General features: G+C 43.9%; 26 protein-coding genes and 1 tRNA gene. 25 read left to right on the top strand and 2 right to left on the bottom strand.

The window, feature by feature from the left end; translation table 11 throughout:
- Positions 1-262: 262 nt before the first annotated feature.
- The 11 genes from rnpA (at position 263) to C170_RS16860 (ending at position 11,763) form a co-directional block, all read left to right on the top strand.
- Positions 263-613: a ribonuclease P protein component gene (gene rnpA, locus C170_RS16910; protein WP_036611981.1), complete on the top strand. Its 351-nt coding sequence runs from the start codon at positions 263-265 to the stop codon at positions 611-613.
- A 75-nt stretch (positions 614-688) separates the two neighbouring features.
- Complete coding sequence (locus C170_RS16905; protein WP_036611979.1) at positions 689-1,567, top strand: YidC/Oxa1 family membrane protein insertase; 879 nt, start codon at positions 689-691, stop codon at positions 1,565-1,567.
- Positions 1,564-2,265 carry an RNA-binding cell elongation regulator Jag/EloR gene (gene jag, locus C170_RS16900; RefSeq protein ID WP_036611977.1) on the top strand — a complete coding sequence of 234 codons (702 nt, stop codon included), beginning with the start codon at positions 1,564-1,566 and terminating at the stop codon, positions 2,263-2,265. The genes C170_RS16905 and jag overlap by 4 nt, the downstream gene beginning before the upstream one ends.
- 211 nt (positions 2,266-2,476) lie before the next feature.
- Entirely contained in the window at positions 2,477-3,853 is a 1,377-nt protein-coding gene (mnmE, locus tag C170_RS16895) for a tRNA uridine-5-carboxymethylaminomethyl(34) synthesis GTPase MnmE (protein ID WP_036611974.1), read from the top strand.
- Positions 3,854-4,075: 222 nt separating this feature from the next.
- The gene (gene mnmG, locus C170_RS16890; RefSeq protein WP_036611972.1) at positions 4,076-5,965 is read left to right on the top strand and encodes a tRNA uridine-5-carboxymethylaminomethyl(34) synthesis enzyme MnmG; all 1,890 of its coding nucleotides are present in this window, start codon (positions 4,076-4,078) and stop codon (positions 5,963-5,965) included.
- Positions 5,965-6,687, top strand: coding sequence for a 16S rRNA (guanine(527)-N(7))-methyltransferase RsmG (gene rsmG / locus C170_RS16885; RefSeq protein ID WP_036611970.1), 723 nt, complete (start codon positions 5,965-5,967; stop codon positions 6,685-6,687). Before mnmG ends, rsmG begins: the two co-directional genes overlap by 1 nt.
- Before the next feature lie 515 nt (positions 6,688-7,202).
- Entirely contained in the window at positions 7,203-8,021 is an 819-nt protein-coding gene (gene noc / locus C170_RS16880) for a nucleoid occlusion protein (RefSeq protein WP_036611968.1), read from the top strand.
- A 185-nt stretch (positions 8,022-8,206) separates the two neighbouring features.
- Positions 8,207-8,968 (top strand): ParA family protein, encoded by a 762-nt coding sequence (locus C170_RS16875; RefSeq protein ID WP_036611966.1) that lies wholly within the window; start codon positions 8,207-8,209, stop codon positions 8,966-8,968.
- The gene (locus C170_RS16870; protein WP_036611964.1) at positions 8,961-9,806 is read left to right on the top strand and encodes a ParB/RepB/Spo0J family partition protein; all 846 of its coding nucleotides are present in this window, start codon (positions 8,961-8,963) and stop codon (positions 9,804-9,806) included. Before C170_RS16875 ends, C170_RS16870 begins: the two co-directional genes overlap by 8 nt.
- Before the next feature lie 161 nt (positions 9,807-9,967).
- Positions 9,968-11,122 (top strand): aminotransferase class V-fold PLP-dependent enzyme, encoded by a 1,155-nt coding sequence (locus tag C170_RS16865; protein WP_036611962.1) that lies wholly within the window; start codon positions 9,968-9,970, stop codon positions 11,120-11,122.
- Between the two features lie 140 nt (positions 11,123-11,262).
- Positions 11,263-11,763, top strand: a complete 501-nt coding sequence (locus tag C170_RS16860) for a DUF4446 family protein (protein ID WP_036611960.1) — start codon at positions 11,263-11,265, stop codon at positions 11,761-11,763.
- Here C170_RS16860 and yyaC read toward each other — a convergent pair.
- Positions 11,738-12,343: a spore protease YyaC gene (yyaC, locus tag C170_RS16855; RefSeq protein ID WP_036611957.1), complete on the bottom strand. Its 606-nt coding sequence runs from the start codon at positions 12,341-12,343 to the stop codon at positions 11,738-11,740. The two genes, C170_RS16860 and yyaC, sit on opposite strands and share 26 nt — an antisense overlap.
- Before the next feature lie 117 nt (positions 12,344-12,460).
- Here yyaC and C170_RS16850 point away from each other — a divergent pair, with 117 nt between their 5' ends.
- From C170_RS16850 to C170_RS16835, 4 genes are all read left to right on the top strand, one after another.
- Positions 12,461-12,724 (top strand): DUF3343 domain-containing protein, encoded by a 264-nt coding sequence (locus C170_RS16850; RefSeq protein WP_017691427.1) that lies wholly within the window; start codon positions 12,461-12,463, stop codon positions 12,722-12,724.
- A 14-nt stretch (positions 12,725-12,738) separates the two neighbouring features.
- On the top strand, positions 12,739-13,680 hold the full coding sequence (locus tag C170_RS16845) for a mechanosensitive ion channel family protein (RefSeq protein WP_036611953.1): 942 nt from the start codon (positions 12,739-12,741) through the stop codon (positions 13,678-13,680).
- A complete protein-coding gene (locus C170_RS16840; RefSeq protein ID WP_036611950.1) occupies positions 13,670-13,879 on the top strand; it encodes a DUF951 domain-containing protein in 210 nt (69 codons plus the stop codon). The genes C170_RS16845 and C170_RS16840 overlap by 11 nt, the downstream gene beginning before the upstream one ends.
- A 103-nt stretch (positions 13,880-13,982) precedes the next feature.
- A tRNA-Ser gene (locus C170_RS16835) sits at positions 13,983-14,073 on the top strand.
- Between the two features lie 438 nt (positions 14,074-14,511).
- Here C170_RS16835 and C170_RS16830 read toward each other — a convergent pair.
- Positions 14,512-14,706, bottom strand: coding sequence for a YjzC family protein (locus C170_RS16830; RefSeq protein WP_036611947.1), 195 nt, complete (start codon positions 14,704-14,706; stop codon positions 14,512-14,514).
- A gap of 202 nt (positions 14,707-14,908) precedes the next feature.
- Between C170_RS16830 and rpsF the strand changes: the two genes are divergently transcribed.
- The 10 genes from rpsF (at position 14,909) to C170_RS16780 (ending at position 24,459) form a co-directional block, all read left to right on the top strand.
- Positions 14,909-15,202, top strand: a complete 294-nt coding sequence (rpsF, locus tag C170_RS16825) for a 30S ribosomal protein S6 (protein ID WP_036611944.1) — start codon at positions 14,909-14,911, stop codon at positions 15,200-15,202.
- Positions 15,203-15,250: 48 nt separating this feature from the next.
- The gene (gene ssb / locus C170_RS16820) at positions 15,251-15,736 is read left to right on the top strand and encodes a single-stranded DNA-binding protein (RefSeq protein ID WP_036611943.1); all 486 of its coding nucleotides are present in this window, start codon (positions 15,251-15,253) and stop codon (positions 15,734-15,736) included.
- Positions 15,737-15,792: 56 nt separating this feature from the next.
- Positions 15,793-16,065: a 30S ribosomal protein S18 gene (gene rpsR / locus C170_RS16815; protein ID WP_017691433.1), complete on the top strand. Its 273-nt coding sequence runs from the start codon at positions 15,793-15,795 to the stop codon at positions 16,063-16,065.
- A 228-nt stretch (positions 16,066-16,293) separates the two neighbouring features.
- Positions 16,294-16,884 carry a M15 family metallopeptidase gene (locus C170_RS16810; protein WP_051447246.1) on the top strand — a complete coding sequence of 197 codons (591 nt, stop codon included), beginning with the start codon at positions 16,294-16,296 and terminating at the stop codon, positions 16,882-16,884.
- 727 nt (positions 16,885-17,611) lie between these two features.
- Positions 17,612-18,601, top strand: a complete 990-nt coding sequence (locus tag C170_RS16805; protein WP_036612047.1) for an ABC transporter ATP-binding protein — start codon at positions 17,612-17,614, stop codon at positions 18,599-18,601.
- 14 nt (positions 18,602-18,615) lie between these two features.
- Positions 18,616-19,548: an ABC transporter ATP-binding protein gene (locus C170_RS16800; RefSeq protein WP_017691436.1), complete on the top strand. Its 933-nt coding sequence runs from the start codon at positions 18,616-18,618 to the stop codon at positions 19,546-19,548.
- Between the two features lie 7 nt (positions 19,549-19,555).
- Positions 19,556-20,518 (top strand): oligopeptide ABC transporter permease, encoded by a 963-nt coding sequence (gene opp4B / locus C170_RS16795; protein ID WP_036611942.1) that lies wholly within the window; start codon positions 19,556-19,558, stop codon positions 20,516-20,518.
- A gap of 29 nt (positions 20,519-20,547) precedes the next feature.
- Positions 20,548-21,453: an ABC transporter permease gene (locus C170_RS16790; protein ID WP_036611941.1), complete on the top strand. Its 906-nt coding sequence runs from the start codon at positions 20,548-20,550 to the stop codon at positions 21,451-21,453.
- Between the two features lie 19 nt (positions 21,454-21,472).
- A complete protein-coding gene (locus C170_RS16785) occupies positions 21,473-23,299 on the top strand; it encodes an oligopeptide ABC transporter substrate-binding protein (RefSeq protein ID WP_036611939.1) in 1,827 nt (608 codons plus the stop codon).
- Positions 23,300-23,553: 254 nt separating this feature from the next.
- Entirely contained in the window at positions 23,554-24,459 is a 906-nt protein-coding gene (locus tag C170_RS16780) for a D-alanyl-D-alanine carboxypeptidase family protein (protein WP_036611937.1), read from the top strand.
- Positions 24,460-24,599 lie beyond the last annotated feature (140 nt).

Genomic DNA, 24,599 nt, shown 5'->3' with positions numbered 1-24,599 from the left:
TGCTGAACACACACGAATGTATGTTGAGTGAGTTTTCCATTTTTCGAAAACTTACCTTATATAATGATGAATCGTTGATAGGTTTAAATGGCCAATCAACATTCATCCCGGATGAATGCGGATCAATTCAAGTAGCTGATTAACAATCATCCCAAATGAAGTTGTCGCCAAGGCGGTTTACCGTCATTCAAGAAAGCCTATACTAAATCAGTAATGAGGCCTCCGTCAATAACATTGGTGGAGAAGAGCAAGGAGAAGCGCCGTGTATAAAAGACTGCGTCTACGAAACCGGGCGGACTTTAGCCGCGTATACCGGTATGGGAAATCGTTTGCCAATCATCAATTCGTGGTGTATGGCTGTCGCCGTAAAGATACGGAACAATTTCGGGTCGGCGTATCATGCAGCAAGAAAATCGGAAACGCTGTCGTACGCAACCGGATGAGACGCATGATCAAGGAAATTGTTCGTCATCATGAGCATGAGATCGTCACGCAGATGGATCTGATTTTTATCGTCAGAAAAGGTGCACTGGACATGCCCTATAAGGAAATGGAAAAAAGCCTGCTACATGCGATGCGAAAGGGCTCTCTTTTGAAGTCGAGCAAGCGGTAAGCTTCGGTTTATTTGTCCTCCTAATTATGGTATGATTTTACGATGGAATGGAATGGTTAAGAGAGGGGTTATGAAGTGTCGCGATTGAAGACATCAAAGGGGAAGTGGATTCTCCTCATTGCAGTCATTGCAATGGTCACTGTACTCGCCGGATGTACTCCACAAGGAGCTGGGGTTACTACGGAAGATCTAAAGAATAGTGATTCTTTTTGGCAAGCCAATGTTGTGTACTGGTTCTCACTGGCGCTGGATACATTCGCCAACTGGTTCAAAGGTGAATATGGACTGGCCGTCCTCGTGATGGTGCTTATTGTACGGACATTGATTTTACCACTAACAATGAAACAAGTCCGTAGCTCCAAAGCTATGCAGGCGATTCAGCCGCAGCTGAAGGAGATTCAAGCCAAGTTTAAAGATACACCTGAGAAAGTTCAGCAAGAAACGATGAAGTTGTTCCAGGAGAACAAAGTTAATCCGATGGCCGGTTGTCTGCCACTTATCATTCAGATGCCGATTTACATCGCACTTTATAACTCAATTTACGGAAACTCCAGTCTGAGAACGCATGATTTCTTGTGGCTCCAGCTCGGATCACCCGATCACCTGTTTATTTTGCCAGTGCTGGCTGCCATCACAACATTCATTCAAACATGGATGATGATGCGTATGAATCCTGCACAGCAAGTGGGTCCGATGCAGTTTATGCTGTGGGTGTACCCGATTTTGATCTTCGTGATGTCTTATCAGTTCCCGTCAGCACTTCCGCTGTACTGGTTCTACAGTAACATCTACACGATCGTGCAAAACTATTTCCTTTACCGGAATAATGATAAAATCGTGGCTGAGGTCAACGTGAAGCAGAATAGCTCTTCCAAAAATGGAGCTAAACGCAAAAACGGTGGCAAAGCGACCGTATCTGGAAAAGGGTCGAAAGGGGCCAAAAAATCGAAATGACCAAAGTCATTACGTCAGGAAAAACCGTTGAAGATGCTGTAAACCAAGGATTGACCGAGCTTGGCGTAAGTCGGGACAAGGTCGAGATACAAGTGTTAGAGCAGCCGTCAAAAGGATTCCTGGGTTTGTTCGGGGTGAGGGCGGCCAAAGTTGAAGTGAAATTATTGCCTGTACCGGAAGTTGTTCCACAGCCGATCAAGCCAGCTGCATACAAATCTGAAGTGGATGCATTACTCGAGGATGTTGCAGCTAAAAATCCCTATGAAGAAGCGGCTGCTTTCTTGAAAGAGGTCGCAGCAGGTATGGGACTGGATGTTGAAGTGCATATCAAAAAACAGCGGGATGGACATATCTTCAATATTGCCGGGGAAGATCTGGGCATGATTATTGGCAGACGTGGACAGACGCTGGATGCGCTTCAGTATCTAACGAACATTGTAGCGAACCGATATTCGGAAAGCTTCGTTCGAATTGTGCTCGACGCGGAGAATTTCCGTCAACGTCGGCGGAAGACGCTGGAGGATCTGGCTGAACGGTTGGCTGGACAAGCTATCCGTACCGGTAAGGAAGTTGTACTGGAACCAATGCCTCCGCTCGAACGAAAAGTCATCCATGCAAAACTGCAAAATCACCCGCAGATTAAGACGTTAAGTAAGGGCGAGGAGCCTAATCGGCGTGTGGTTATTACGACGAAATAACACGAAATTGAAGACGCAATGGCTTCCTGCCCGGTGCAGAAGCCATTGCTTTTTTCGTACAGAAGCAATTTGATAAGGTGTTTAGAACAAGTAAAGAGTGAACTTAATACGATAATTGACATGCCATAAGATATATCATTAATAGATTTGAAAATGGATATGGCGTCCTCCAAGGGACGGCAATTTTAAAATAGAGCAAGGAGAGATAACCATGATCAGTGATACGATCACAGCGATATCAACGGCTGTCGGAGAGGCGGGTATCGCCGTGATCCGGGTCAGCGGCCCGGAAGCAGTGTCGGAGACGGAAAAGATTTTTCGCAGCAAAACCCCTTTAACTCAGGCAGCATCTCACACGGTTCATTATGGTCATATCATAGATCCCGTTAATGGGGAAAAGATTGAGGAAGTATTGGTTACAATCATGCGAGCACCACGCTCGTTCACAACAGAAGATGTGGTGGAGATCAGTGCGCATGGTGGTGTGGTGTCCGTAAAACGGGTCATGGACCTCCTATTGCAGCTTGATATTCGTCTGGCTGAACCCGGTGAGTTCACGAAGCGTGCTTTCCTTAATGGGCGGATTGACCTGTCTCAGGCGGAAGGTGTCATGGATCTTATTCGTTCCAAGTCGGACCGAGCTTTCTCGGTTGCGCTGAAACAGGTTGAAGGCAAGCTGTCCTCCAAATTGCGTGATCTACGATATACACTGGTGGAAACACTGGCACATATTGAAGTGAATATCGATTATCCCGAGCATGATGTGGAATCGTTAACGTCTGATTTTATTAAAGAAAAGTCCAGTCAGGTTATGACTGAAATTGATAAATTGCTGACTACAGCAGAGCAAGGAAAGATCCTGCGAGAAGGTATCACGACGGCTATCGTTGGACGACCTAACGTAGGTAAATCCTCATTGATGAATACACTTGCGCAAGACAACCGGGCCATCGTCACGGACATTCCAGGAACAACTCGTGATGTAATCGAGGAGTTCATTACGATCAATAATATCCCGCTCAAGTTGCTTGATACGGCAGGAATACGGGAAACGATGGACGTTGTTGAGAAGATCGGGGTAGAACGTTCTCGTACTGCGGTAAGTGAAGCTGATCTGATCTTGATGGTTGTGAATGCTGCGGAGCCACTTCATCCCGATGAGATTGAATTATTGGAACAAATCCGCGGTAGACAATCGATAATCATTATGAATAAAATGGACTTAACGCCACAGGTAGAACGTGACGTGCTGCTTCGTTACATTCCGGAAGAACGGCTTGTACCGATGTCGGTGAAAGATGATCTGGGTGTGGATCGACTGGAAGATGCCATCTCTACGCTATTCTTCAGTGGTAAACTGGAGTCCGCAGATCTGACCTATGTCAGTAATGTGCGTCATATTGCTTTGCTCAAAAAAGCGAAGCAGTCTCTGGTTGATGCCTATGAAGCAGCAGAGCAGTTCATTCCGATCGATATGATTCAGATTGATGTTCGTTTGGCGTGGGAGCATTTGGGCGAGATTGTTGGAGATACAGCACATGATGCATTAATTGATCAGATTTTCTCCCAGTTCTGTCTAGGAAAGTAAAAATAATATACTGCCGATTGAGTTAAATCGTAGTGTATGATGGAGAGGTACAATTTCTGCCTGTTGTCAAAGGATAGAATGATATTGTAGCCATTACGTGTTGGTTTCATATAGATAGGAATGCAAGTTCCGATGAACGGTTAGAAGTAGTTTCATTATTTTAGAACATGATCCGTCTGCGTGAGTTACACCAAATGCAGCGGAATAAGGAGGTAAACGGGAATGGCTTTTGATGGCGGCAGTTATGATGTAATCGTCGTTGGTGCAGGACATGCTGGTGTGGAATCCGCGCTGGCCGCAGCCCGTATGGGGTCCAAAACACTAATGATTACGATCAATCTGGACATGGTGGCTTTTATGCCTTGTAACCCATCTATTGGGGGACCGGCTAAAGGACATGTTGTCCGTGAGATTGATGCACTTGGTGGAGAAATGGGACGGAATATCGATAAAACCTTTATTCAGATGCGGATGCTTAACACGGGTAAAGGGCCTGCTGTTCACGCGCTTCGTGCTCAGGCAGATAAATTCTCCTACCAGCATAAAATGAAGGAAACGATGGAGAATGAACGTAATCTGACAATGCGTCAGGGTATGGTTGATTCACTGATCGTTGAAGACGGAAAATGTGTAGGCGTTGTGACTCAGACCGGAACAGAGTATCGGGCTAAAGCGGTCGTTCTGACAACAGGCACATACTTGCGCGGTAAAGTAATTATGGGCGAGTTGATGTATGAGAGTGGACCGAACAATCAACAACCCTCTCTTAAATTGTCAGAGAATCTGCGTGAACTGGGCTTTGATCTGGTTCGTTTCAAAACGGGTACACCACCACGTGTGCATAAGGATACGATTGATTTTAGCAAAACCGAAATTCAGCCTGGCGATGACAAGCCGAAGTTCTTTTCCTATGAAACAGAATCTTCCGATAATGAGCAGTTGCCTTGCTGGTTGACGTATACATCTGTGGATACACATCAGATTATTAATGATAATCTGCATCGTGCTCCGATGTTCTCGGGGCTTATTGAAGGAACCGGACCACGTTATTGCCCTTCCATTGAAGATAAAATTGTTCGTTTCAGCGACAAGCCGAAACATCAGATATTCCTTGAGCCGGAAGGCAAGAACACATCCGAGTATTACGTACAGGGGTTGTCTACGAGTATGCCAGAAGACGTTCAACTGGCTATGCTGCGTTCCATTCCAGGTATGGAAAAAGTGGAAATGATGCGTAATGGTTATGCGATTGAATACGATGCGATGGTTCCTACACAATTGTGGCCATCACTGGAAACTAAACGTCTACCAGGTCTGTTTACGGCGGGTCAGATTAATGGTACCTCCGGCTATGAAGAAGCAGCAGGACAAGGTGTTATGGCTGGAATCAACGCTGCACTCAAAGTACAGGGGAAAGAGCCGGTAATATTGGATCGTTCCCAAGGTTATATTGGCGTGCTGATTGATGATCTGGTGACAAAGGGTACAAATGAACCGTATCGTCTGTTGACTTCACGCGCTGAGTATCGTCTGTTGCTTCGCCATGATAATGCAGATATGCGTTTGACGGAAATCGGACATGACATTGGCCTGATCCCTGAAGAACGTTATGCGAAATTCCTGGATAAAAAGGCGAAAGTCGAGCAGGAAGTTGCACGTCTGAAAGTGGCTAAAGCTCGCCCGGTTGAAGTGAATGCCAAGCTGGAAGAGTACGGATCTACACCTATTCAGGATGGCAGTACGTTGCTTACCTTGCTGCGTCGCCCGGAGCTGGGGTATGAACTGATTGAACAGCTCTCACCATCTGAGGTAGAACTGACAGCAGATATGAAAGAACAAGTGGAAATACAAATTAAATATGCGGGTTATATTGAGAAACAATTGATCCACGTGGAACGTTTGCAAAAGATGGAGAAAAAGAAAATTCCGGACACCATCGTATATGATGAGATTCATGGTCTTGCTATGGAAGCCAAACAGAAGCTCGCTACGATTCGTCCAATCTCGATTGGTCAGGCTTCTCGTATTGCTGGAGTTACTCCTGCCGACATCTCCATTCTGCTGGTCTACCTGGAGCATTATAACCGTGTAACCGCAGCAAGGGGACAATAATGGACGATATTCAACAGCAACTGCAGCGGCGCTTAAAGAAACATGGATTAGAGCTGGGCGAACTCCAGTTGGAGCAATTCGAACTGTATTATCAGGAACTGGTATCCTGGAATGAAAAGATGAATCTGACGGGCATAACGGATCGGGAGCAAGTGTATACAAAACATTTCTATGATTCGGTATCGCTGGCTTTTTATACTGACATGACCAAAGTGAATAAGCTTGCTGACATTGGATCAGGAGCGGGTTTTCCGGGATTGCCACTGAAGATCTGTTTTCCTCATATTAAGCTTACGATCATTGATTCATTAAATAAACGTATTGGCTTTCTACAGCATGTGGTAGATATCCTTGGTCTGACTGATGTAGAATTGGTCCATGGACGTGCTGAAGAGATTGGACGCAAAGAAGGGTATCGTGACAGCTACGATCTCGTTACGGCGCGTGCAGTAGCCAAGCTGGCTGTGCTGAATGAATTCTGCCTTCCGTTTGTTCGTAAAAGTGGAATATTCGCTGCCATGAAGGGCGGAGACCCGCGTGAAGAAATGAAGGAAGCGGAGTTCAGCTTCAATCAGCTGAAAGGACGGGTTAAGGCCGTTCATCCTTTCCAGCTGCCGGTTGAAGAATCAGAGCGTCACATCATTCTGATTCAGAAATTTGATAAGACACCATATAAGTATCCGCGTAAACCAGGTACTCCAATGAAGACTCCGCTGATATAGTTGCGTGATGGTTTTGAAGTAAGTCAAAACAAAATAGAATTTTAGACATGGATGAAGAGGATGTTTCACGTGAAACATTCTCTTTTTTTTGTTTTCTAAAATGGAGGACTGGATCAACATTACAAATACTTCGTATTACATATCTTTTAAAGAACCTGTATTGATGAATTTTACGCACAGTAACTCATGAACAATTTCATTAATTGAATGTGTGCAAGTCGTCATATTTCCAATATTCACAAAGAAAAAGCAGGATAATTAGCAGAGTTTAAAGAATAGGTAAGCATAGGATTATGATAGAAAAGATGATAGAATAGAAGTATCCGATCCTGGGTCACAGCGATCATAGATTATATGTATAGATAGATGGATATGCGTTCGATGTTGCATGACAGAAAGCGTTATGAAAGGCAAAACTTATTCCAAGAACGATGCATGTGAAAGGTCGCTTATTGAATAAGAAGCACCTGCAAAGACTGTGGGAGCTATTACGAAACTAGGTGGTAATCTGCGGAATGAAAGAACAATTTTCGAAGTTGTTTGGTTTGGCGGAGCGCAATAACGGAGATGAGATCAAACAGATTCCGGTTAATGAAATTGTGAGCAGCCCATATCAACCCCGTACTATTTTTGATGATGATAAAATTGATGAGTTGTTGCAGACGATCAAAACACATGGTGTAATTCAGCCTATTGTCGTTCGCGTGCGAAATGGATCATATGAGATTATTGCCGGGGAACGTCGCTGGCGTGCAGTTCGAAAATTGGGTTTGGATACGATTCCGGCTATTGTGCGTGAATTCAACGACTCTCAGGCCGCATCCATTGCACTGATTGAGAACTTGCAGCGTGAAGGATTGACTTCCATTGAGGAAGCTGTCGCTTATCAGAAGCTCATCGACTTGCATCAATTGACACAGGAAAGTCTGGCACAACGACTCGGCAAAAGCCAGTCAACCATCGCGAACAAAATTCGGTTGTTACAGCTTCCGGACGGCATTAAAGCTGCATTGATGGAACGCAAAATTTCTGAACGGCATGCAAGAGCATTACTTTCTCTGGATACGGAAGAACTGCAGATGAAGTTGCTCGGTGAGATTATCGAAAAAGAATTGAATGTGAAACAGACAGAGGCACGTGTTGCCTTCTACAAGGAATCTTCCAAGATTAAAAAATCTAGACGTGTTTCCTTTACCAAGGATGTAAGGCTTGCACTTAATACAATTCGCCAATCCATTGATATGGTAACTGGCTCTGGTCTGGACATCAAAACCAAAGAAGCAGACCATGAGGATCATTATGAGATCGTTATCCATATTCCAAAACGCAAATAATTGAAGCTTATGGCGGCAATGGGCCGCTTTTTATGTCTATAAAGCAAGTTAGGTCAGACATTTTTAAAGAACGGTATATTGATGGAACGGTAGTTGTTGTTTGTGTGGACGATAGCCGCCTGCTTTTTGTTAACAATATCTCACAACCTACAGAAAAGACTCCTATTTTATTTGAGGTGAAGTAATTGTCTAAGATTATGGCCGTAGCAAATCAAAAGGGCGGTGTGGGGAAAACGACGACATCTGTTAACTTGGGTGCAGGACTGGCTTCACTCGGGAAAAGAGTATTGCTTGTCGATATTGACCCTCAGGGGAATACAACCAGCGGAGTCGGAATCAATAAAGCAGATGTGGCTAATTGTATATATGATGTCATTATTAATGAGGTTCCTCCTCAAGAAGCGATTTTGGAGACTCAGATTGAAGGCCTTCATATCATACCTGCAACGATTCAGCTTGCCGGAGCCGAGATCGAATTGGTTTCCACGATATCACGGGAAGTTCGCCTGAAAAAATCACTCGCCATGGTGAAAAAAAACTATGATTACATACTGATCGATTGTCCACCATCTCTTGGTATGTTAACGATCAATTCGTTGACTGCTTCCGATTCGGTGATCATTCCGATTCAGTGTGAGTATTATGCACTTGAAGGATTAAGTCAGTTGCTCAATACGGTTCGTCTGGTACAGAAACATCTGAATACATCCCTGCAGATTGAAGGGGTATTGCTGACGATGTTTGATGCGCGGACCAATCTGGGAATTCAGGTTATTGAAGAAGTGAAAAAGTATTTTCAACAAAAAGTATATCAAACGATTATTCCGCGTAACGTACGGCTTAGTGAAGCACCATCTCATGGTCAATCCATTATCACGTATGACCCTCGTTCAAGAGGGGCGGAAGTGTATTTAGAGCTCGCAAAGGAAGTGATTTCTTATGAGTAAGCGGCTTGGAAAAGGTCTTGATGCCCTCATTCCTTCGCTTTCAATTAATGACGATGATAAAGTCGTAGAAATCCCGATTAGTCAACTGCGGGCTAACCCCTATCAACCACGTAAAGTATTTGATGAGGGCGCAATACATGAACTGGCTGAGTCCATTCGTCAGCACGGTGTCATACAACCCATTATTGTTCGTCCTGTATTACGAGGTTATGAGATTATTGCCGGAGAACGACGGTTCAGAGCTTCGCAATATTGTGGTAATGCCACGGTACCGGCTGTAGTCCGCAACTTTAGTGATCAGCAGGTAATGGAGATTGCGTTGATCGAGAACCTGCAACGGGAGAATCTGAACGCCATGGAAGTTGCAGTTGCTTATCAGGGGTTAATGGATCAATTCGCGTTGACTCAGGAAGAGTTGTCTGTAAAAGTAGGTAAATCACGTTCTCACATTGCTAACTTCTTGCGTCTTTTATCATTGCCCGAAGAAGTAAAAGACCATGTTTCACGTGGAACATTATCTATGGGACATGCACGTGCGATCGTGGGTGTTAAAGATGAGGTTATAGTGAAGCAACTTGCGAAACAGACCATTGATCAGCAATGGAGTGTACGTGAGTTGGAGGAAGCTGTTCAACAACTGGATCGCTCCAAAACAGGTGAGGCTAAAGCCAAATCGAAGTTAAAAAAGAAAGATCCATTCATTGATACATTGGAAGAATCTCTTCGTGAACGTTTCAAAACCACAGTGAAAATCAAGCACAATAAAGATAAAGGTAAAATTGAGCTCAACTACTACAGTCAACAGGATCTGGAACGGCTATTGGAATTGTTACAATAACAGTCGGGTCTATGATTCATTAACAACATGCGGGGCTTACTCATGTCATGACATATCGCCTCTGTACCATGGAGAAACGATATGTCATTCTTTGTTTATAGGGTTATATGTGCAATATGTGCAGGAGAATTATTAATTTATAGGACAGAGGTGGTTGTGAGGTGGAGGGAGTTATCTATCTAGATCATGCAGCAACATCTTGGCCCAAACCACCTGCTGTCGGTGATGCGATGTTGAGTGCATTGGAGATTGCCGGAGCTAATCCTGGCAGAGGAAGTCACCGTATGGCTGTTCAGGCAAGTCGTGTATTGTTCGAGGCGAGAAAATCCATATCCAATATCTTTGGAATCAAAAATGCGAATGATATTGCATTCGGATCAAATACGACAGAAGCACTGAATCTGGCGATTCAAGGCTCGCTCAGAGAGGGCGACCATGTGATTGCCACCATGGCGGAACATAACTCAGTCAGACGACCACTGGAGTACATGCGAAGACTCCGAAATGTAGAGATTGATTATGTACCTGTTGATGCTTCGGGGGCCATTGATCTGATGCAAATGGAACGTATGTTTCGTTCCAATACCAGATTGGTGGTATGTACACATAGTTCGAATCTGCTTGGCAGTATTCTTCCTATTGGAGAGATTTCGCTCCTATGTCGTAAACATCAGGCGATCTTATTGGTAGATGCAGCTCAGAGTGCTGGGGTTATACCTGTGAATGTACAACAATTGGGCATTGATATGTTGGCTTTTCCAGGGCATAAGGGACTGCTCGGTCCTCAGGGTACAGGGGGCTTGTACATTGCTCCAGAGCTCGATATAGAGCCTTTACTTCATGGAGGAACAGGAAGTCAGTCAGAAGCTCTAGAGCAGCCAAAGGTGCGTCCTGATCGGTATGAGGCGGGGACGCCGAATACAGTCGGGATCGCAGGGCTGAATGCGGGTGTGAAACATGTACTTGAGATGACACCAGCGGTCATCTACCAACATGAGTGGGAACTGACCCAACTTATGATGGATGGGCTGTCATCCGTTAAGGGCATTCGAATGCTTGGTCCAGAGATTGGACAGCCACGCACCGGATTAGTATCTTTTACTGTAGATGGGTATGATTCAGCACAACTGGCCTTCCGTTTAGATCGGAATTATGGGATTGCGGTTCGCTCCGGTTTTCATTGCACACCGCTTGCACACGAATCTGCTGGTACAACCGCTACCGGAGCAGTAAGGGCCAGTGTGGGATACAATTCAACTAGAGAACATGTGGAAGCACTCGTTAAGGCAGTGTTGGAATTAACTGAGGCAGACTAGATTAGAGTTGAAATGATGAACTCATTTGATACAGGGTTGCTTGATTAAGCTTATGGATATCGGGTTGATTTATAATGAATGATAATATTACAGGACAGACGTTAATCTGATCAAAAATATAGAGGGGTAGTTGCAATTACATGGCTGAATTAAACGAGCTGATTCTGGAACAGCTGTTATGGATTATTGGCGGAATGGCATTACTTACGGTGATCTTGCTGATTGTGAGTATTGTTCAAGGGGCAAAGTTACGAAAGTTTAAACGTAAATATGAAGCCATGATGGCTGGCAGTGGAGTAGAGGACCTGGAATCGTTGCTGGTTAATCTGAAAATTCAGATGGACAGCATTGAGGATGAACACAAACTGCAAACGAATCAGCTGCAAGTTGTCATGCAAAAGCTGACCCGCATTCAAGGTAAAGTTGGCGTGAAAAGGTACAATGCATATGGAGAGCGTGGCAGTGATCTGAGCTTCTCAATGGCCATGATTAACGATAGCCAGGATGGCATGATTCTTACGGGGATATATAACCGTGACGGTTCTTACGTATATGCCAAACCTCTTAAAGGGGGAGAGTCCACGTATACTCTGTCCCCAGAGGAAAAGGAAGCTATTACTCTGGCACAGCAAGCAGAGTAGAACGTGTATGCCATTCCCGAATGGCCGAGTATAGACTGCTGGAAATAATCTCGGACATGCGCATAACAAGACTGAGCCGTGTGTTCTGTAGAACAAAGTATTCCATAAAGCCGCCGACGTTAACGATACCTGTCAGATGGATATCGCCGACCGGCGGTAATTCTTTATTTACCCCCGCACCCGGCTTGAGTGGACCATTCACAACTTGAATGCATCCCACACTGGATGATTGACCGAGACAGGCGTCAATGCCAATCACATAAGGGTTATGGTGTGTTTTCTGTATGTTGTGGAGTGTATCTTGCAGGTTCATCGCATGGACTGGTTCATCCAAGGTACCATATAGATGGAATAAAGGGCTGTCCCACTTGGAAAGGGCTGATCCGACCAGAGGACCAAGGCAGTCGCCTGTTGAGCGATCTGTGCCGATGCAGACAATCACTACATTTTGCAGAGAATGGGCTTTATAGAGATGGAACATTAAACGATGGGTAATGGCTGAGTGAATACCTGGATCGGTATGGGGGATTTTTAAACTGGTCATGTCTTGTGATGAAAAGGAACGCGAAGTAGGATTCATAGGATCTATCCTTTCCCTTGGAATAGTAGTAACAGTATATGGAAAGGTAGAGCGTTTTATACTTCACGAGGACAAGCTTTTTCTCTAGGGTTGGACGTATGGCGAAAGGAGCCGAACATGGACGAATGGATTAACGATTGGATGCTGATTGCATTTGATTCAACCCAGCAGGCACTGCGTGCTGAAATGCTGCTGGAGTTTGCTGAGATAGAGATTGATTTGTTCCCTACACCAAAAGAAATTACAGCAGGGTGTGCGTTATGTATTCAGTTTCCAAAAGAGGATCTGGAGCGAGTGCAGAAGATCATTCGTAATGAGTTCGTAGAGATCCGAGGCCTCTATTTCAAAACAGAAGACAGCTATGATAACATACCGATGTAGAGGAGGCATGATGAATGTTGTCATTTGAGTTTGCTCAAGGGAATGATGGCGGCGGTGCGGTAGCGGCCGTCGGTGAAGCCCTTCGATGGACGGATAAAGTCTGGAACAAAATTGCAGATCCAGAAATGTGGCTTAACATTATGTTCAGCTCAATCCGGATTATCATTATTTTTATCATCACCCGTATTGTCATTAAGGTGGTTTATCGAATTATAGATCGTTCCATGGAACGCAAGCAGGAAGGCAAGATTCGCGTGAATCCGCGCAGATTCGTAACCGTAGGGGAACTGTTGAAAAATGCGACCTCCATAACATGTAATTTTATTATGATTCTGCTACTGTTATCTGAGATCAATATCCAAGTTGGACCGCTACTCGCGAGTGCTGGTGTGCTCGGGCTTGCCATTGGTTTTGGTGCACAGGGTCTGGTCAAGGATGTTATTACCGGTTTCTTCATTATATTGGAGGACCAGTTCGCTGTGGGGGATGTTATTCAGACGGGAACCTACAAGGGAACGGTTGAAGTGATCGGACTTAGAACAACGAAACTAGTCAGCTGGCAAGGCGAAGTGCACATTATCCCAAACGGGGCGATTGCAAGTGTAACGAACTACTCCATGTCGAATTCGCTGGCTGTAGTGGATATTCCGATGAAGGCGGACTTAAGTCTCGATGAGTCAGTACATCTGGTGAAAAAGTCTTTGGTTGGGATTGAAGAGCGTGACCTAAATATTGTGAAGGTGCCGGATGTGCTCGGTATACAGTCGATGTCTACATCTGAGTATGTGGTGCGAATTGTGGCTGAATGTATGCCTAACTCTCGTGCTTCGGTGGAACGTCAGATTCAGGGCGATGTGAAAAAAACGCTGGAGTATCATGAGATGAGCAATCAAGCTGTATTGGAACAGGCAGTAGCTTTGGAGAAAGATGAGGGGGATGGCACAGGTGGAGCGTAAAAGTTTCCAGCTTGGGGATATCGTGCAGATGAAGAAGCAGCATCCCTGTGGCAGCAATGAGATGGAGATCATTCGTATGGGTATGGATATTCGGATTAAGTGTGTCGGATGTAAACACAGCGTGTTGATTCCAAGAGCGAAATTCGAGAAAAACATGAAGAAGGTACTGCGTTCAGCCGAAGATTCCACTGAATCCTGATCTTGCAATAATTCGGTATGCAGTATGCGTAATAACGTTTACATGCAGGCTCCGTAGGAGTGTTGCGTTCTGTAAATGATCATGCTATAATCAATATTGCTGCGGAAAGGTACCCAAGAGGCCCAAGGGGGCTGACTCGAAATCAGTTAGGCGTGTCACAGCGTGCGTGGGTTCGAATCCCACCCTTTCCGCCACTTCAATTGTAACTTACTCAATACACATTGAGTTTAATAAAAAGATCGATAAGAAGACTTTCCATTAGGAAAGTCTTTTTTGGTATAACGGTTTATTGAATATGTATTGAACATGTATCCACATCAGATGCATCATTAATGACTCGAACGAAAAACAAAGAGCCCCGAAGGGCTCTTTATCAGGCGGTGCATTTGTTTGTTAGGAAACAATCGGTCGTAACAATCAGACACTTGGTGTACTGCACGTAGCAATACGCGTGCTTCAGACGAAGGGCCTTACTACACATAACCACTTGCTTCTTAAATTACGTGATGAATCTCCAACAGCGAATGATCGGCTTCGTTGTCCAACGGAACCACACCTCTCTCGTGCACCGCCTGATTGTATTATGTGCTTTATTCCGCTTTATATACATGGATCGTAAAAAAGTATTGCGATTAATGGACGCGGGCTTTGGTCAGCTTCTTCCACTTGCGATTTTGATTGCTTGTTTCGGGAAAAGCTTCACCTTTTTGCAGCGTTACCCGCTTTGGGTTCTGAATTTCCGTGACAAAGCTTTTTTCCCCAACTTCCGTGTACTCTCCATCGTTTGGTGCTTTGTCTCCTGGTTCAAACTCGGTTTTTTCACCCATGATAAAACCTCCTCTGCAAATTATGTTACTTTGTTGCTTCTGTAGTGTGCTCCATAGCCGGCCTGATCATGTGCCAATATGTACAGGGAACGTTTGCTTGCACTTTGACTCGGTATTTGTTATATTAATATAGTTCGAGTTTGTGCTCGTTCCTTGCTCTCAACCTAGATTGAGGGCCAGAGTCCATAAGGAGGTGAAAATTATGCGCAAATATGAAGTGATGTACATTATTCGTCCTGACATTGAGCAAGAAGTTGTTCAAGCTACAGTCGATAAATTCCAAGGCATCATCTCCAACGGCGGTGGTGAAGTTACAGCTCACGACGTTATGGGTAAACGCCGTCTTGCGTATGAGATCAAGAAATTCCGTGATGGTTTTTATGTTCTGGTACATTTCACTGCTGAACCAGCAGTTGTAACTGAACTTGAGCGTCTCATGAAGATTTCTGACGAAGTAATTCGTTATCTCATTACCAACGACGTTAAGTCTGCTTAAGACTACTCGTGATTAACGCACCAATACGCTCTGAAGGAGGGGATTACATTGTTGAACCGTGTCATTCTGATCGGACGGTTAACCCGGGATCCTGAGTTGCGTTACACTCCAGCAGGAGTGGCAGTTACGCAATTTACTTTGGCAGTGGACAGACCGTTTACAAGCCAAGGGGGAGAAAAGGAAGCCGATTTCATTCCGGTCGTAACCTGGAGACAGCTTGCCGAGACCTGTGCGAACTACTTGCGCAAAGGACGCCTGGCTGCAGTCGAAGGACGCATTCAAGTACGGAACTACGAGAATAACGAAGGAAAACGTGTATACGTGACCGAAGTCATTGCCGATAATGTCCGTTTCTTGGAGTCAGCTAACCGTGATAATAGCGGTGGCGGCGGTGGGCAACCAATGCGTGAAGAGCCTTCTTATGGAGGCGGCGGACGCGCGAACAATAACAATAATTCGCGTAACAACAATCAGGATCCTTTTTCCGATGACGGAAAACCGATTGATATATCGGATGATGATTTGCCATTTTAACATGAGCTGATACTCTTAGGAGATATGGGTTACATGATAGGAAAGGACTGAAAAGCATGGGCTTCAAGCAAAGAGAAGGCGGAGACAACGATAAAAGACCGGCACGTCGTGGCGGCCGTAATAAACGTCGTAAAGTGTGCTTCTTCACAGCTAACAAAATTACTCACATCGATTATAAAGATACGGACTTGCTTCGTAAATTTATCAGCGAACGTGGAAAAATTTTGCCACGCCGTGTAACAGGTACTAGCGCTAAATATCAACGCATGCTGACGATTGCAATCAAACGCTCCCGTCAAATCGCATTATTGCCATACACAACTGAGTAGTTTTTACTCAGCTTGCATACGAAGCAGTCGGCTTATAGCCGGCTGCTTTTTTGTATATATCAATAGAATTATTAGAAATAACAGATCCACTCTAACAAATGGAAGAATTCAATACTGTGGTGATAGAAGCATTCAAGGCTCAAATGAATTATAATAGAGTCTAATCTACTGAAAAGGTTCAGGCAGCAGGAATAGCTGTTTATTTCAGAATAAACACCAGGAGTGGATATGAATACATCAAAACGTAAAGGCAAACAGAGAAAAAAAAGTCTGAAAATCTGGATTATAGCTACTCTTTTACTTTCCATTATATATGTATGGTTACAGCAAAAAGATGATATAGATAATATGTGGCCTGGGACAACAATCCAAGAAGCTCTGCCAATCACCGGCCTACATCCTTTGGTAGCAGAGAATGAGAAATTATTGGCAAGTAAGGCAGTGAGACGTGGAATAGAGATTGTTATCACCCACGGTTACCGAAGTTCCGAGGAGCAAGATGCACTATTCAACCAAGGACGCTCAAGCGCAGGCAATATCGTTACTAATGCACGTGGTGGTGAGTCATATCATAACTACGGATTAGCAATTGATTTTGCATTGAGGACGCCTGAGGGTGATGTGGTGTGGGATATGGAACGGGATGATAACGGCAATGGCAAGGCAGACTGGATGGAAGTTGTGGATCTCGCCAAAGAGTTAGATTTCACTTGGGGTGGAGATTGGGCAAACTTTCCGGACTATCCTCACTTGCAGATGGATTTTGGACTGAGTATTAATGAGTTAAAACGTGGTAAAAGACCCCCTGACTCTCAGTAAAAGGTGTTATATATACACTTAAATGAATAATTATTAGATAAGCTCTGCATTTTGCAGGGCTTTTTTCTTTCTTTTGTAAAATAAATGATAAAAGATGACAATTTGGTCTTTACATTAGCAAATAAATAAAACTATACTAGATTAACTAGATTTTTTACTCTGATCGCACATATTATTTCAATTGTAAGCATAACGGCTCCGGTTCAATAAAATTCAGCTATAGATCGAGATATAATCATCACTCATATATGTAACATTTACCTCACGCAAAATTGAGATTGTCTACTTAATTTAAAGCATAAACATACACTAGATGTAACTATTATGTTATGTATATGTTATTTTGACCAATTGCCTATGCATACCTCACAGCCAAAAACAAGATAACGCCTCTCAAATTCCCTGCTATAAGCCTTTATAGTATTACTAATATCCAAATCTGTAGTATAAAAAACATTTATACCAAAAATCTCAAAATAAGCATTGACGTTAGCTAAAATTACACGTATGATTACATTAATTATTTTGATATATAATTCCGCTAGGAATTATCAACATTAATTGACCAATGGTCTAAATATAAGTCTTTTAAACTTGTTTCTCCTAACAATTTGGTATTTTGTATAAGCTATTGTTCGTTATCTTCAAGAACTTGGAAATATACAGTGGATGCATTTCTCTACACACGAATACAATCTACGGAAATTATGGGGTTAGGGTGATTGATTTGAATACAGAGCTATTGGAAGTCAGAAATCTAACAACATCATTCAGAATTGAAGATGACTATTATGCAGCAGTGGATCACGTTAACCTTACGGTGAAGAAAAATGAAGTGTTGGCGATTGTAGGTGAATCCGGGTCAGGTAAAAGTGCTTTTGCATTCTCTCTTATGGGTTTGCATAACAAAGCAAAGATCGAAGGCCAGATTCTCTATAAAGGACAAGATATTGCCAACATCTCCCCAAGCAAATTAAACAAGCTACGCGGCAAAGAAATGGGCATGATTTTTCAGGACCCATTGTCCGCACTAAATCCTCTAATGATTATTGGTGAACAGATTGAAGAGATTCTCACACTTCATCAGTCCAAGCTGTCTTCCAGAGAGAAGAGAGAAAAGGTCATTCACTTATTGAATCAGGTAGGGATTCCACGTCCCGAACAAATATACAAGCAGTATCCCCACGAACTATCTGGTGGTATGAGACAGAGAATTGTTATTGCCATTGCGATTGCCAACAAACCGGAACTACTCATAGCCGATGAACCAACGACGGCGCTTGACGTTACGATTCAACTACAGATTCTGGAGCTGATCCGTGATCTGAAGAGTGAAATTAACGCAGGCATTATTCTGATTACACATGATCTGGGTGTCGTAGCTGAGATGGCTGATCGCGTAGCAGTTATGTATGCAGGCGAAATTGTTGAAATCGCAGATATCTTCACATTGATGAACGATGCGAAGCATCCATATACCCGCTCATTGTTGAACTCTATTCCCACCCTGTCTGAAGAAAGATCCAAATTACATGTCATCCAAGGCATCGTACCATCACTCAAAAATCTTCCTCGCAAAGGGTGCAGATTCAAAGCCCGAATTCCATGGATTAGTGAATCGGCTCATGAAGAGAACCCACAGATGCATGAAATTGCACCAGGTCACTTTGTACGGTGTACCTGTTACCAGCACTTTCATTTCCCTGACCAAAGCTGAGGAGGAATAACATAATGGCATTACTCGAAGTAGAAGGGCTTAAGATACACTTTCCGATTCGCGGTGGATTGCTTAAACGGGAAATTGGCAGTGTAAAGGCTGTTGATGATGTTAGCTTCTCCATTGAAGAAGGACAGACTTATGGTCTGGTTGGCGAATCAGGTTCAGGAAAAACAACAACAGGCAGAGCCATTATTGGGCTAAACCATGTCACTGACGGAAAGATCCTGTTTAACGGCAAAAATCTGGCTACGGAGCGACGTAAGAACAGGCAGCTCCAGCGGGATGTACAAATGATTTTTCAAGACCCATATTCATCACTGAATCCAAAGAAGCGGGTTATCGATATTATCGCTGAGCCGTTTCGTAACTATGAGCGTCTGACAGCTACCGAGGAGAAAAGACAAGTAAGAGAATTACTTGAAAAGGTTGGCCTGAGTCCGGAATCAATCTACAAATATCCTCATGAATTCTCCGGCGGACAGCGTCAACGGATAGGCATCGCACGGGCTATTGCCCTGAAGCCGAAGTTAATTATCGCTGATGAACCTGTATCTGCACTCGATGTATCGGTACAGGCTCAGGTACTCAACTTCATGCAGGAAATTCAAAAAGAATTAAATCTGACCTATCTGTTCATCAGTCACGATCTGGGTATCATCCGTCATATGTGTGATGAGATTGGAATTATGTATAAAGGTCGATATGTGGAACAGGGCACAACAAATGATATTTTTGAGAATCCGCAACACATCTATACCAAACGTCTCATTGCAGCCATTCCGGATATGGACCCAACCAAACGAGAGGAAATGGTAGCCTTCCGTCAACAGGTCAAATCCGAGTATGAACATTCATACCGAAATTTCTTTGATGAGGAAGGACTTGCATACTCGCTCAAATCCATTTCCGATACTCACCGAGTAGCTCTACCTCAGAAAGGTTGAAGGCCATATGTGGAAAACGATAGTACGCAGAATTATCATAATGATCCCTCAGATCTTTTTACTTAGTCTTTTGGTCTTTCTGATGGCCAAGGCCATGCCGGGCGATGCACTAACCGGATTGCTTGATCCAAGCGTTGATCCCAAAGCATTGGAAGCCCAGCGAGAGAGATTGGGATTGAATAATCCTTGGTATGTGCAATATTGGGACTGGATCAAAAACGCCATCCAAGGTGATTTTGGGCAATCCTTCCGTTTCAAAATGCCGGTTACCGACTTGATCGGTCAGCGTGTAGCAAATACATTCTGGCTCGCACTGGCGACACTTGTACTGACTTACCTGATCGCTATTCCACTGGGTATCATCAGTGGTCGTTACAACGATACCTGGTCTGATCGGTTGATCACGGGATACACTTACCTGGGGTTTGCCGCACCATTGTTCATCTTCGCACTGGTGATGGTATGGATCTTCGGATTCCACTTCGGCTGGTTCCCGACAGGAGGTAGCGTTGCGCCGGGTCTTACACCAGGCACATTCAGCTACGTAATGAGTAAGTTCTATCATCTATTATTGCCGGCATTATCGATGGCACTAATTACAACGGTATCTACGGTTCAATATTTACGTAGTGAAATCATTGATATCAAGCATAAGGAATTCGTTATTACTGCCAGAGCCAAAGGCGCCTCGGAATCCCGGATCTACAACAGGCATATCTTGAGGAACTCACTATTACCTATCGCCGCGTTCTTCGGATATGAGATTACAGGGCTTATCGGAGGTACGGTATTTATTGAAAGTATATTTAGTTATCCAGGTATGGGGCAGTTGTTCCTGAGTTCCATCTCATTGCGTGACTTCAGCGTTGTGACTGCACTCGTATTGTTGTATGGCGTAGCTTCCATTCTCGGGGCATTGCTGTCTGACATAATTCTAGGAATTGTAGATCCACGTATACGGATCAAGTAAGAACTTGAAGATTTCGGGGTGAAAACAAGATGAGCAAGGCCAACGAGGTAGTTGTAACTTCACAAAAGGTTGATAAAAGCCCCTCCAGCTTGAGTATTTTATGGAGGGAGCTTGTCAGAGATAAGGTGGCACTAATCTCGCTCATTTTCTTGGGCTTGGTCATGTTGCTGGTATATGGCACGTCTCTCATTCTGAATCAGGATGATATCGTACGCGTGGATCTGTTTGCCTTATATGAACCACCATCCGCGAAATATTGGTTAGGAACGGATTATGGAGGTCGTGATGTATTTGGCCAGCTGGTCATCGGTACACGTAACTCCCTGACCATTGGAATTATCGTAACGTTAATGACTGGCTTCATAGGTATCTTAATTGGCCTTTTATCCGGTTATTTCGGTGGAATGATAGACAACCTGTTTATGCGTGTTGTTGATTTCTTCATGATCCTTCCGATGTTGATGATTGTTATCGCGTTTGTTACGGCAGTACCGAAATACAATATCATCTCGTTCTCTCTAATCATGACGGCATTTCTCTGGATGGGTATCGCCAGATTGATTCGCTCCAAAGCATTACAGGAACGGGAACTGGATTATGTAAAAGCTTCAAAAACATTGGGCTCTTCTCATCTGAAGATTATGCTCTCACAGGTTCTTCCGAATCTGAGCTCCATTATTATTGTAACGATGACATTGAATCTCGCTGCCAATATTGGCCTCGAATCCGGGCTGTCTTTCCTCGGGTTTGGTTTTCCCGAAAGTACGCCTAGTCTTGGAACACTCGTAAGTTATGCACGTAATCCGCAAACCCTGGAATCCAGATGGTGGATATGGCTACCCGCATCGGTACTGATTCTGGTATTGATGTTGAGTATAAATAATGTCGGTCAAGCCCTAAAGCGTGCGACTGATGCAAGACAAAGAAGAGGTTAAAAAAAGGGAGGAAAGGTTCATGAAAAAGGGATTATTTTCACGGGGACTATTTTTCACGATGATGTTGGTCTTTGTATTGGTGCTCGCAGCGTGCTCTGAGAAAGAGGCAGCTACTCCAGCTCCAGCTTCCAACACAGAAGAGGGAAAAACGGAGGAAAAGCCTGCTAATGAAGAGGGCGTTTACTCCATTGATGACTTCAACAATGTCAAAACGAATGAGGGTACTGCGATCGAGGGTGGATCGATTACATTCGGACTTGTATCGGATACTGCTTTTGAAGGTACACTGAACTATAACTTCTATTCCGGTAACCCGGATGTTCAGGTACTGCAATGGTTCGATGAGCCATTACTTACATGGGACAAAGACTATGTGTACACCAATGATGGTGCAGCAACATATGAGACATCTGAAGATGGCAAAACGTTCACACTGACCATTCGTGACAACGTAAACTGGCATGATGGCAAGCCGGTAACGGCTGAAGATCTGCAATTTGCTTATGAAGTTATTGGTAACAAAGCGTATGATGGTCCACGTTATGACTCCAACTTTACTAGCATAGTAGGTATGGAAGAATTCCATGCTGGAAAAGCAAAAACAATCTCTGGTATTAAAGTGCTGAGCGACAAACAAATCAGCATTACGTATAAAGAATCCACTCCGTCCCTGCTGACAGGTGGCGTATGGACGTATCCACTGGCTAAACATATCTTCGGCGATATGGATGTAGCAAAAATGTCTTCTTCCAAAGAAGTACGTGAAAAACCAATTGGTTTTGGTCCATTTAAAGTGGATGTAATCACTCCGGGTGAGTCTGTAACTTATGTTAAGAACGAAGACTACTGGCGTGGGGCTCCGAAACTGGACAAAGTGACTCTGAAAGTTATCAACCCGACAACGGTTGTTCAAGAACTGAAATCTGGCGGGGTAGACCTCGTGGATGCATTCCCGACAGATCAATACAAAGATAATGCTAACCTGTCCAACGTAGAATTCCTGGGCGCAATCGATCGTGCTTATACGTACATCGGTTTCAAACTGGGTACGTGGGATGAAGAGAACGGAAAAGTTGTAAGCAATGCCGAAGCAAAAATGGGCGACAAAAAATTGCGTAAAGCAATGTGGATGGCTGTAGATAACGATCAAGTTGGTAAACGTTTCTATAATGGCCTGCGTTGGAACGCAACAACCCTGATTCCACCGTCTCACCCAGAATTCCATGATTCCAACAATCCGGGTGTAACATATGATCCAGAAGCAGCGAAAGCATTGCTCGACGAAGCTGGTTACAAACTGGATGGTGAATTCCGTACGAATCCGGATGGAACACCACTCGAAATCAACTTTGTATCCATGACTGGTGGAGACACAGCTGAACCATTGGCTCGTTATTATGTTCAATCATGGGCAGCTATTGGTTTGAAAGTAAATCTGGAAATGGTTGAGTTCAACAGCTTCTATGACCGTGTAGGTAACACAGGTAAAGATGATCCGAACATTGATGTGTATCAAGCAGCATGGGGCGTTGGTATTGACGTAGATCCATCTGGTCTGTATGGCCGTGATGCACTCTACAACTTCTCCAGATTCTCCAGCGAAGAGAATGACAAATTGCTGGCACAAGGTATCTCTGCTGAAGCATTTGATGTAGACAAGCGTAAAGAGATCTACAATCAATGGCAACAATACATGGTAGATGAAGTTCCTGTATTCCCTACACTGTATCGTGCAGTTGTAGCACCCGTTAACAAACGTGTAATGAACTATGCGATTGGTGATGGAACAGGCGTTTACCTGAGCGACCTGCAAGTTAATGCAGACAAAGCAGTTGTAGCTCAGTAAAACATTCTTAAATTAGCAGCTGTAAGGATTGGGGTCCTTTAAGAAGCCGGTTGCTAGATTATTAATGAAGAATTCTCCTGGAAAAATGAATAAAAAGTGTCTTTAAAAACATGGATTCTGTACACTCTGGCATGGGTGTATGGGGTTCATGTTTTTTTTGTAACCAAAAAATAAAAAAAATTTAACTTTTTTTCAAAAAAGTGCAGACAAAATGCCTCTTTACTTCGTCTATATAGGTAAGAGGTGATCATCTTATGAAAAAATGGTGGAAACGGGCAGGTATGCTGCTGGCTCTCTTGCTTATTATATATTTGGGTGTGAAACCGGACATGCTGGTAGGCAAACCGGGAATTAAAGCTGAATCTGCGGTCTTAATGGATATGAACTCTGAACAGATCTTAATGGATTTTAACGGCTCCGAAGAGATTGCTCCGGCAGGCGTCAGTAAATTGATGACAGAACTGTTAGTAATGGAGGCCGTGATCAATGGTCATATAGGCTGGAATGATCTTGTTAATGTGAGTCTGTATGCCAGCTCCGTGGGGGGCAGTCAACTGACCCTGAAACAAGGAGAGCAATTCACCGTTCAGGAGTTGTTCGAGATCATAGCTGTCTATTCAGCCAATGATGCAGCGGTTGCTCTGGCTGAACATATCAGTGGTACAGAGCAGAAGTTTGTGCAACAGATGAATCAGAAAGCAACTCAGATTGGGCTGTCTGAGGATACACAATTCACGAATTCAACGGGCCTCAGTGAAAAGCTGCTTGGTCCTAACCGTCCGATGGATATACAAGGGCAGACCTTAATGACGGCTATAGATGCATGCAAGCTTGCGCGATATCTGCTAAATAACCATCCCGAGATTTTAAGAATCTCCAGTCAAATGCAAGTATCAATGCACCAAAAAGGGATGTACATGAGTAACACGAACTGGATGTTGTCCTCTATTGGTGGACCGTATGCTTATGATGGGAATGACGGATTAAAGACCGGGTATGATGAAGATTCCGGATATCATTTTGTGGGGACAGCTGAACGTGATGGCAAAAGACTGATATCAGTTGTATTTGGAACAGATACTCGTGAAGGGCGTTTTGTGGAGACTCGGAAGTTATTCAACTATGGGTTTTCGGGAAACCGAGTCAGACCAGATTATTGAAGCATTACGCAAGCGTTAGTACGTTAGATAAGATATGAGGGCTGTCCGCAGGTTCGACTGAACATGTGGTAGCTCTATTTTATCGAATCTGAGGTAAATTGATCCATATAACCATATTATTAAATTGACATATGGATTTC

The organism is Paenibacillus sp. FSL H7-689 (genome assembly GCF_000517905.1).
Classification (GTDB): domain Bacteria; phylum Bacillota; class Bacilli; order Paenibacillales; family Paenibacillaceae; genus Paenibacillus; species Paenibacillus amylolyticus.
The sequence above is the reverse complement of the archived record's forward strand: the minus strand, read 5'-3'. Positions and strand labels throughout refer to the sequence as shown.

Bases quoted from the DNA above. Each gene is read 5' to 3' on its own strand.
- C170_RS16830 (WP_036611947.1), bottom strand. From the start codon at position 14,706: ATGGGTGAAAAAACCGAGTTTGAACCAGGAGACAAAGCACCAAACGAT.
- mnmE (WP_036611974.1), top strand. From the start codon at position 2,477: ATGATCAGTGATACGATCACAGCGATATCAACGGCTGTCGGAGAGGCG.
- C170_RS16850 (WP_017691427.1), top strand. From the start codon at position 12,461: ATGGACGAATGGATTAACGATTGGATGCTGATTGCATTTGATTCAACC.
- rsmG (WP_036611970.1), top strand. From the start codon at position 5,965: ATGGACGATATTCAACAGCAACTGCAGCGGCGCTTAAAGAAACATGGA.
- yyaC (WP_036611957.1), bottom strand. From the start codon at position 12,343: ATGAATCCTACTTCGCGTTCCTTTTCATCACAAGACATGACCAGTTTA.
- noc (WP_036611968.1), top strand. From the start codon at position 7,203: ATGAAAGAACAATTTTCGAAGTTGTTTGGTTTGGCGGAGCGCAATAAC.
- jag (WP_036611977.1), top strand. From the start codon at position 1,564: ATGACCAAAGTCATTACGTCAGGAAAAACCGTTGAAGATGCTGTAAAC.
- rpsR (WP_017691433.1), top strand. From the start codon at position 15,793: ATGGGCTTCAAGCAAAGAGAAGGCGGAGACAACGATAAAAGACCGGCA.
- C170_RS16785 (WP_036611939.1), top strand. From the start codon at position 21,473: ATGAAAAAGGGATTATTTTCACGGGGACTATTTTTCACGATGATGTTG.
- C170_RS16800 (WP_017691436.1), top strand. From the start codon at position 18,616: ATGGCATTACTCGAAGTAGAAGGGCTTAAGATACACTTTCCGATTCGC.
- C170_RS16780 (WP_036611937.1), top strand. From the start codon at position 23,554: ATGAAAAAATGGTGGAAACGGGCAGGTATGCTGCTGGCTCTCTTGCTT.
- mnmG (WP_036611972.1), top strand. From the start codon at position 4,076: ATGGCTTTTGATGGCGGCAGTTATGATGTAATCGTCGTTGGTGCAGGA.
- C170_RS16870 (WP_036611964.1), top strand. From the start codon at position 8,961: ATGAGTAAGCGGCTTGGAAAAGGTCTTGATGCCCTCATTCCTTCGCTT.
- C170_RS16810 (WP_051447246.1), top strand. From the start codon at position 16,294: ATGAATACATCAAAACGTAAAGGCAAACAGAGAAAAAAAAGTCTGAAA.
- C170_RS16860 (WP_036611960.1), top strand. From the start codon at position 11,263: ATGGCTGAATTAAACGAGCTGATTCTGGAACAGCTGTTATGGATTATT.
- opp4B (WP_036611942.1), top strand. From the start codon at position 19,556: ATGTGGAAAACGATAGTACGCAGAATTATCATAATGATCCCTCAGATC.
- C170_RS16790 (WP_036611941.1), top strand. From the start codon at position 20,548: ATGAGCAAGGCCAACGAGGTAGTTGTAACTTCACAAAAGGTTGATAAA.
- C170_RS16845 (WP_036611953.1), top strand. From the start codon at position 12,739: ATGTTGTCATTTGAGTTTGCTCAAGGGAATGATGGCGGCGGTGCGGTA.
- rpsF (WP_036611944.1), top strand. From the start codon at position 14,909: ATGCGCAAATATGAAGTGATGTACATTATTCGTCCTGACATTGAGCAA.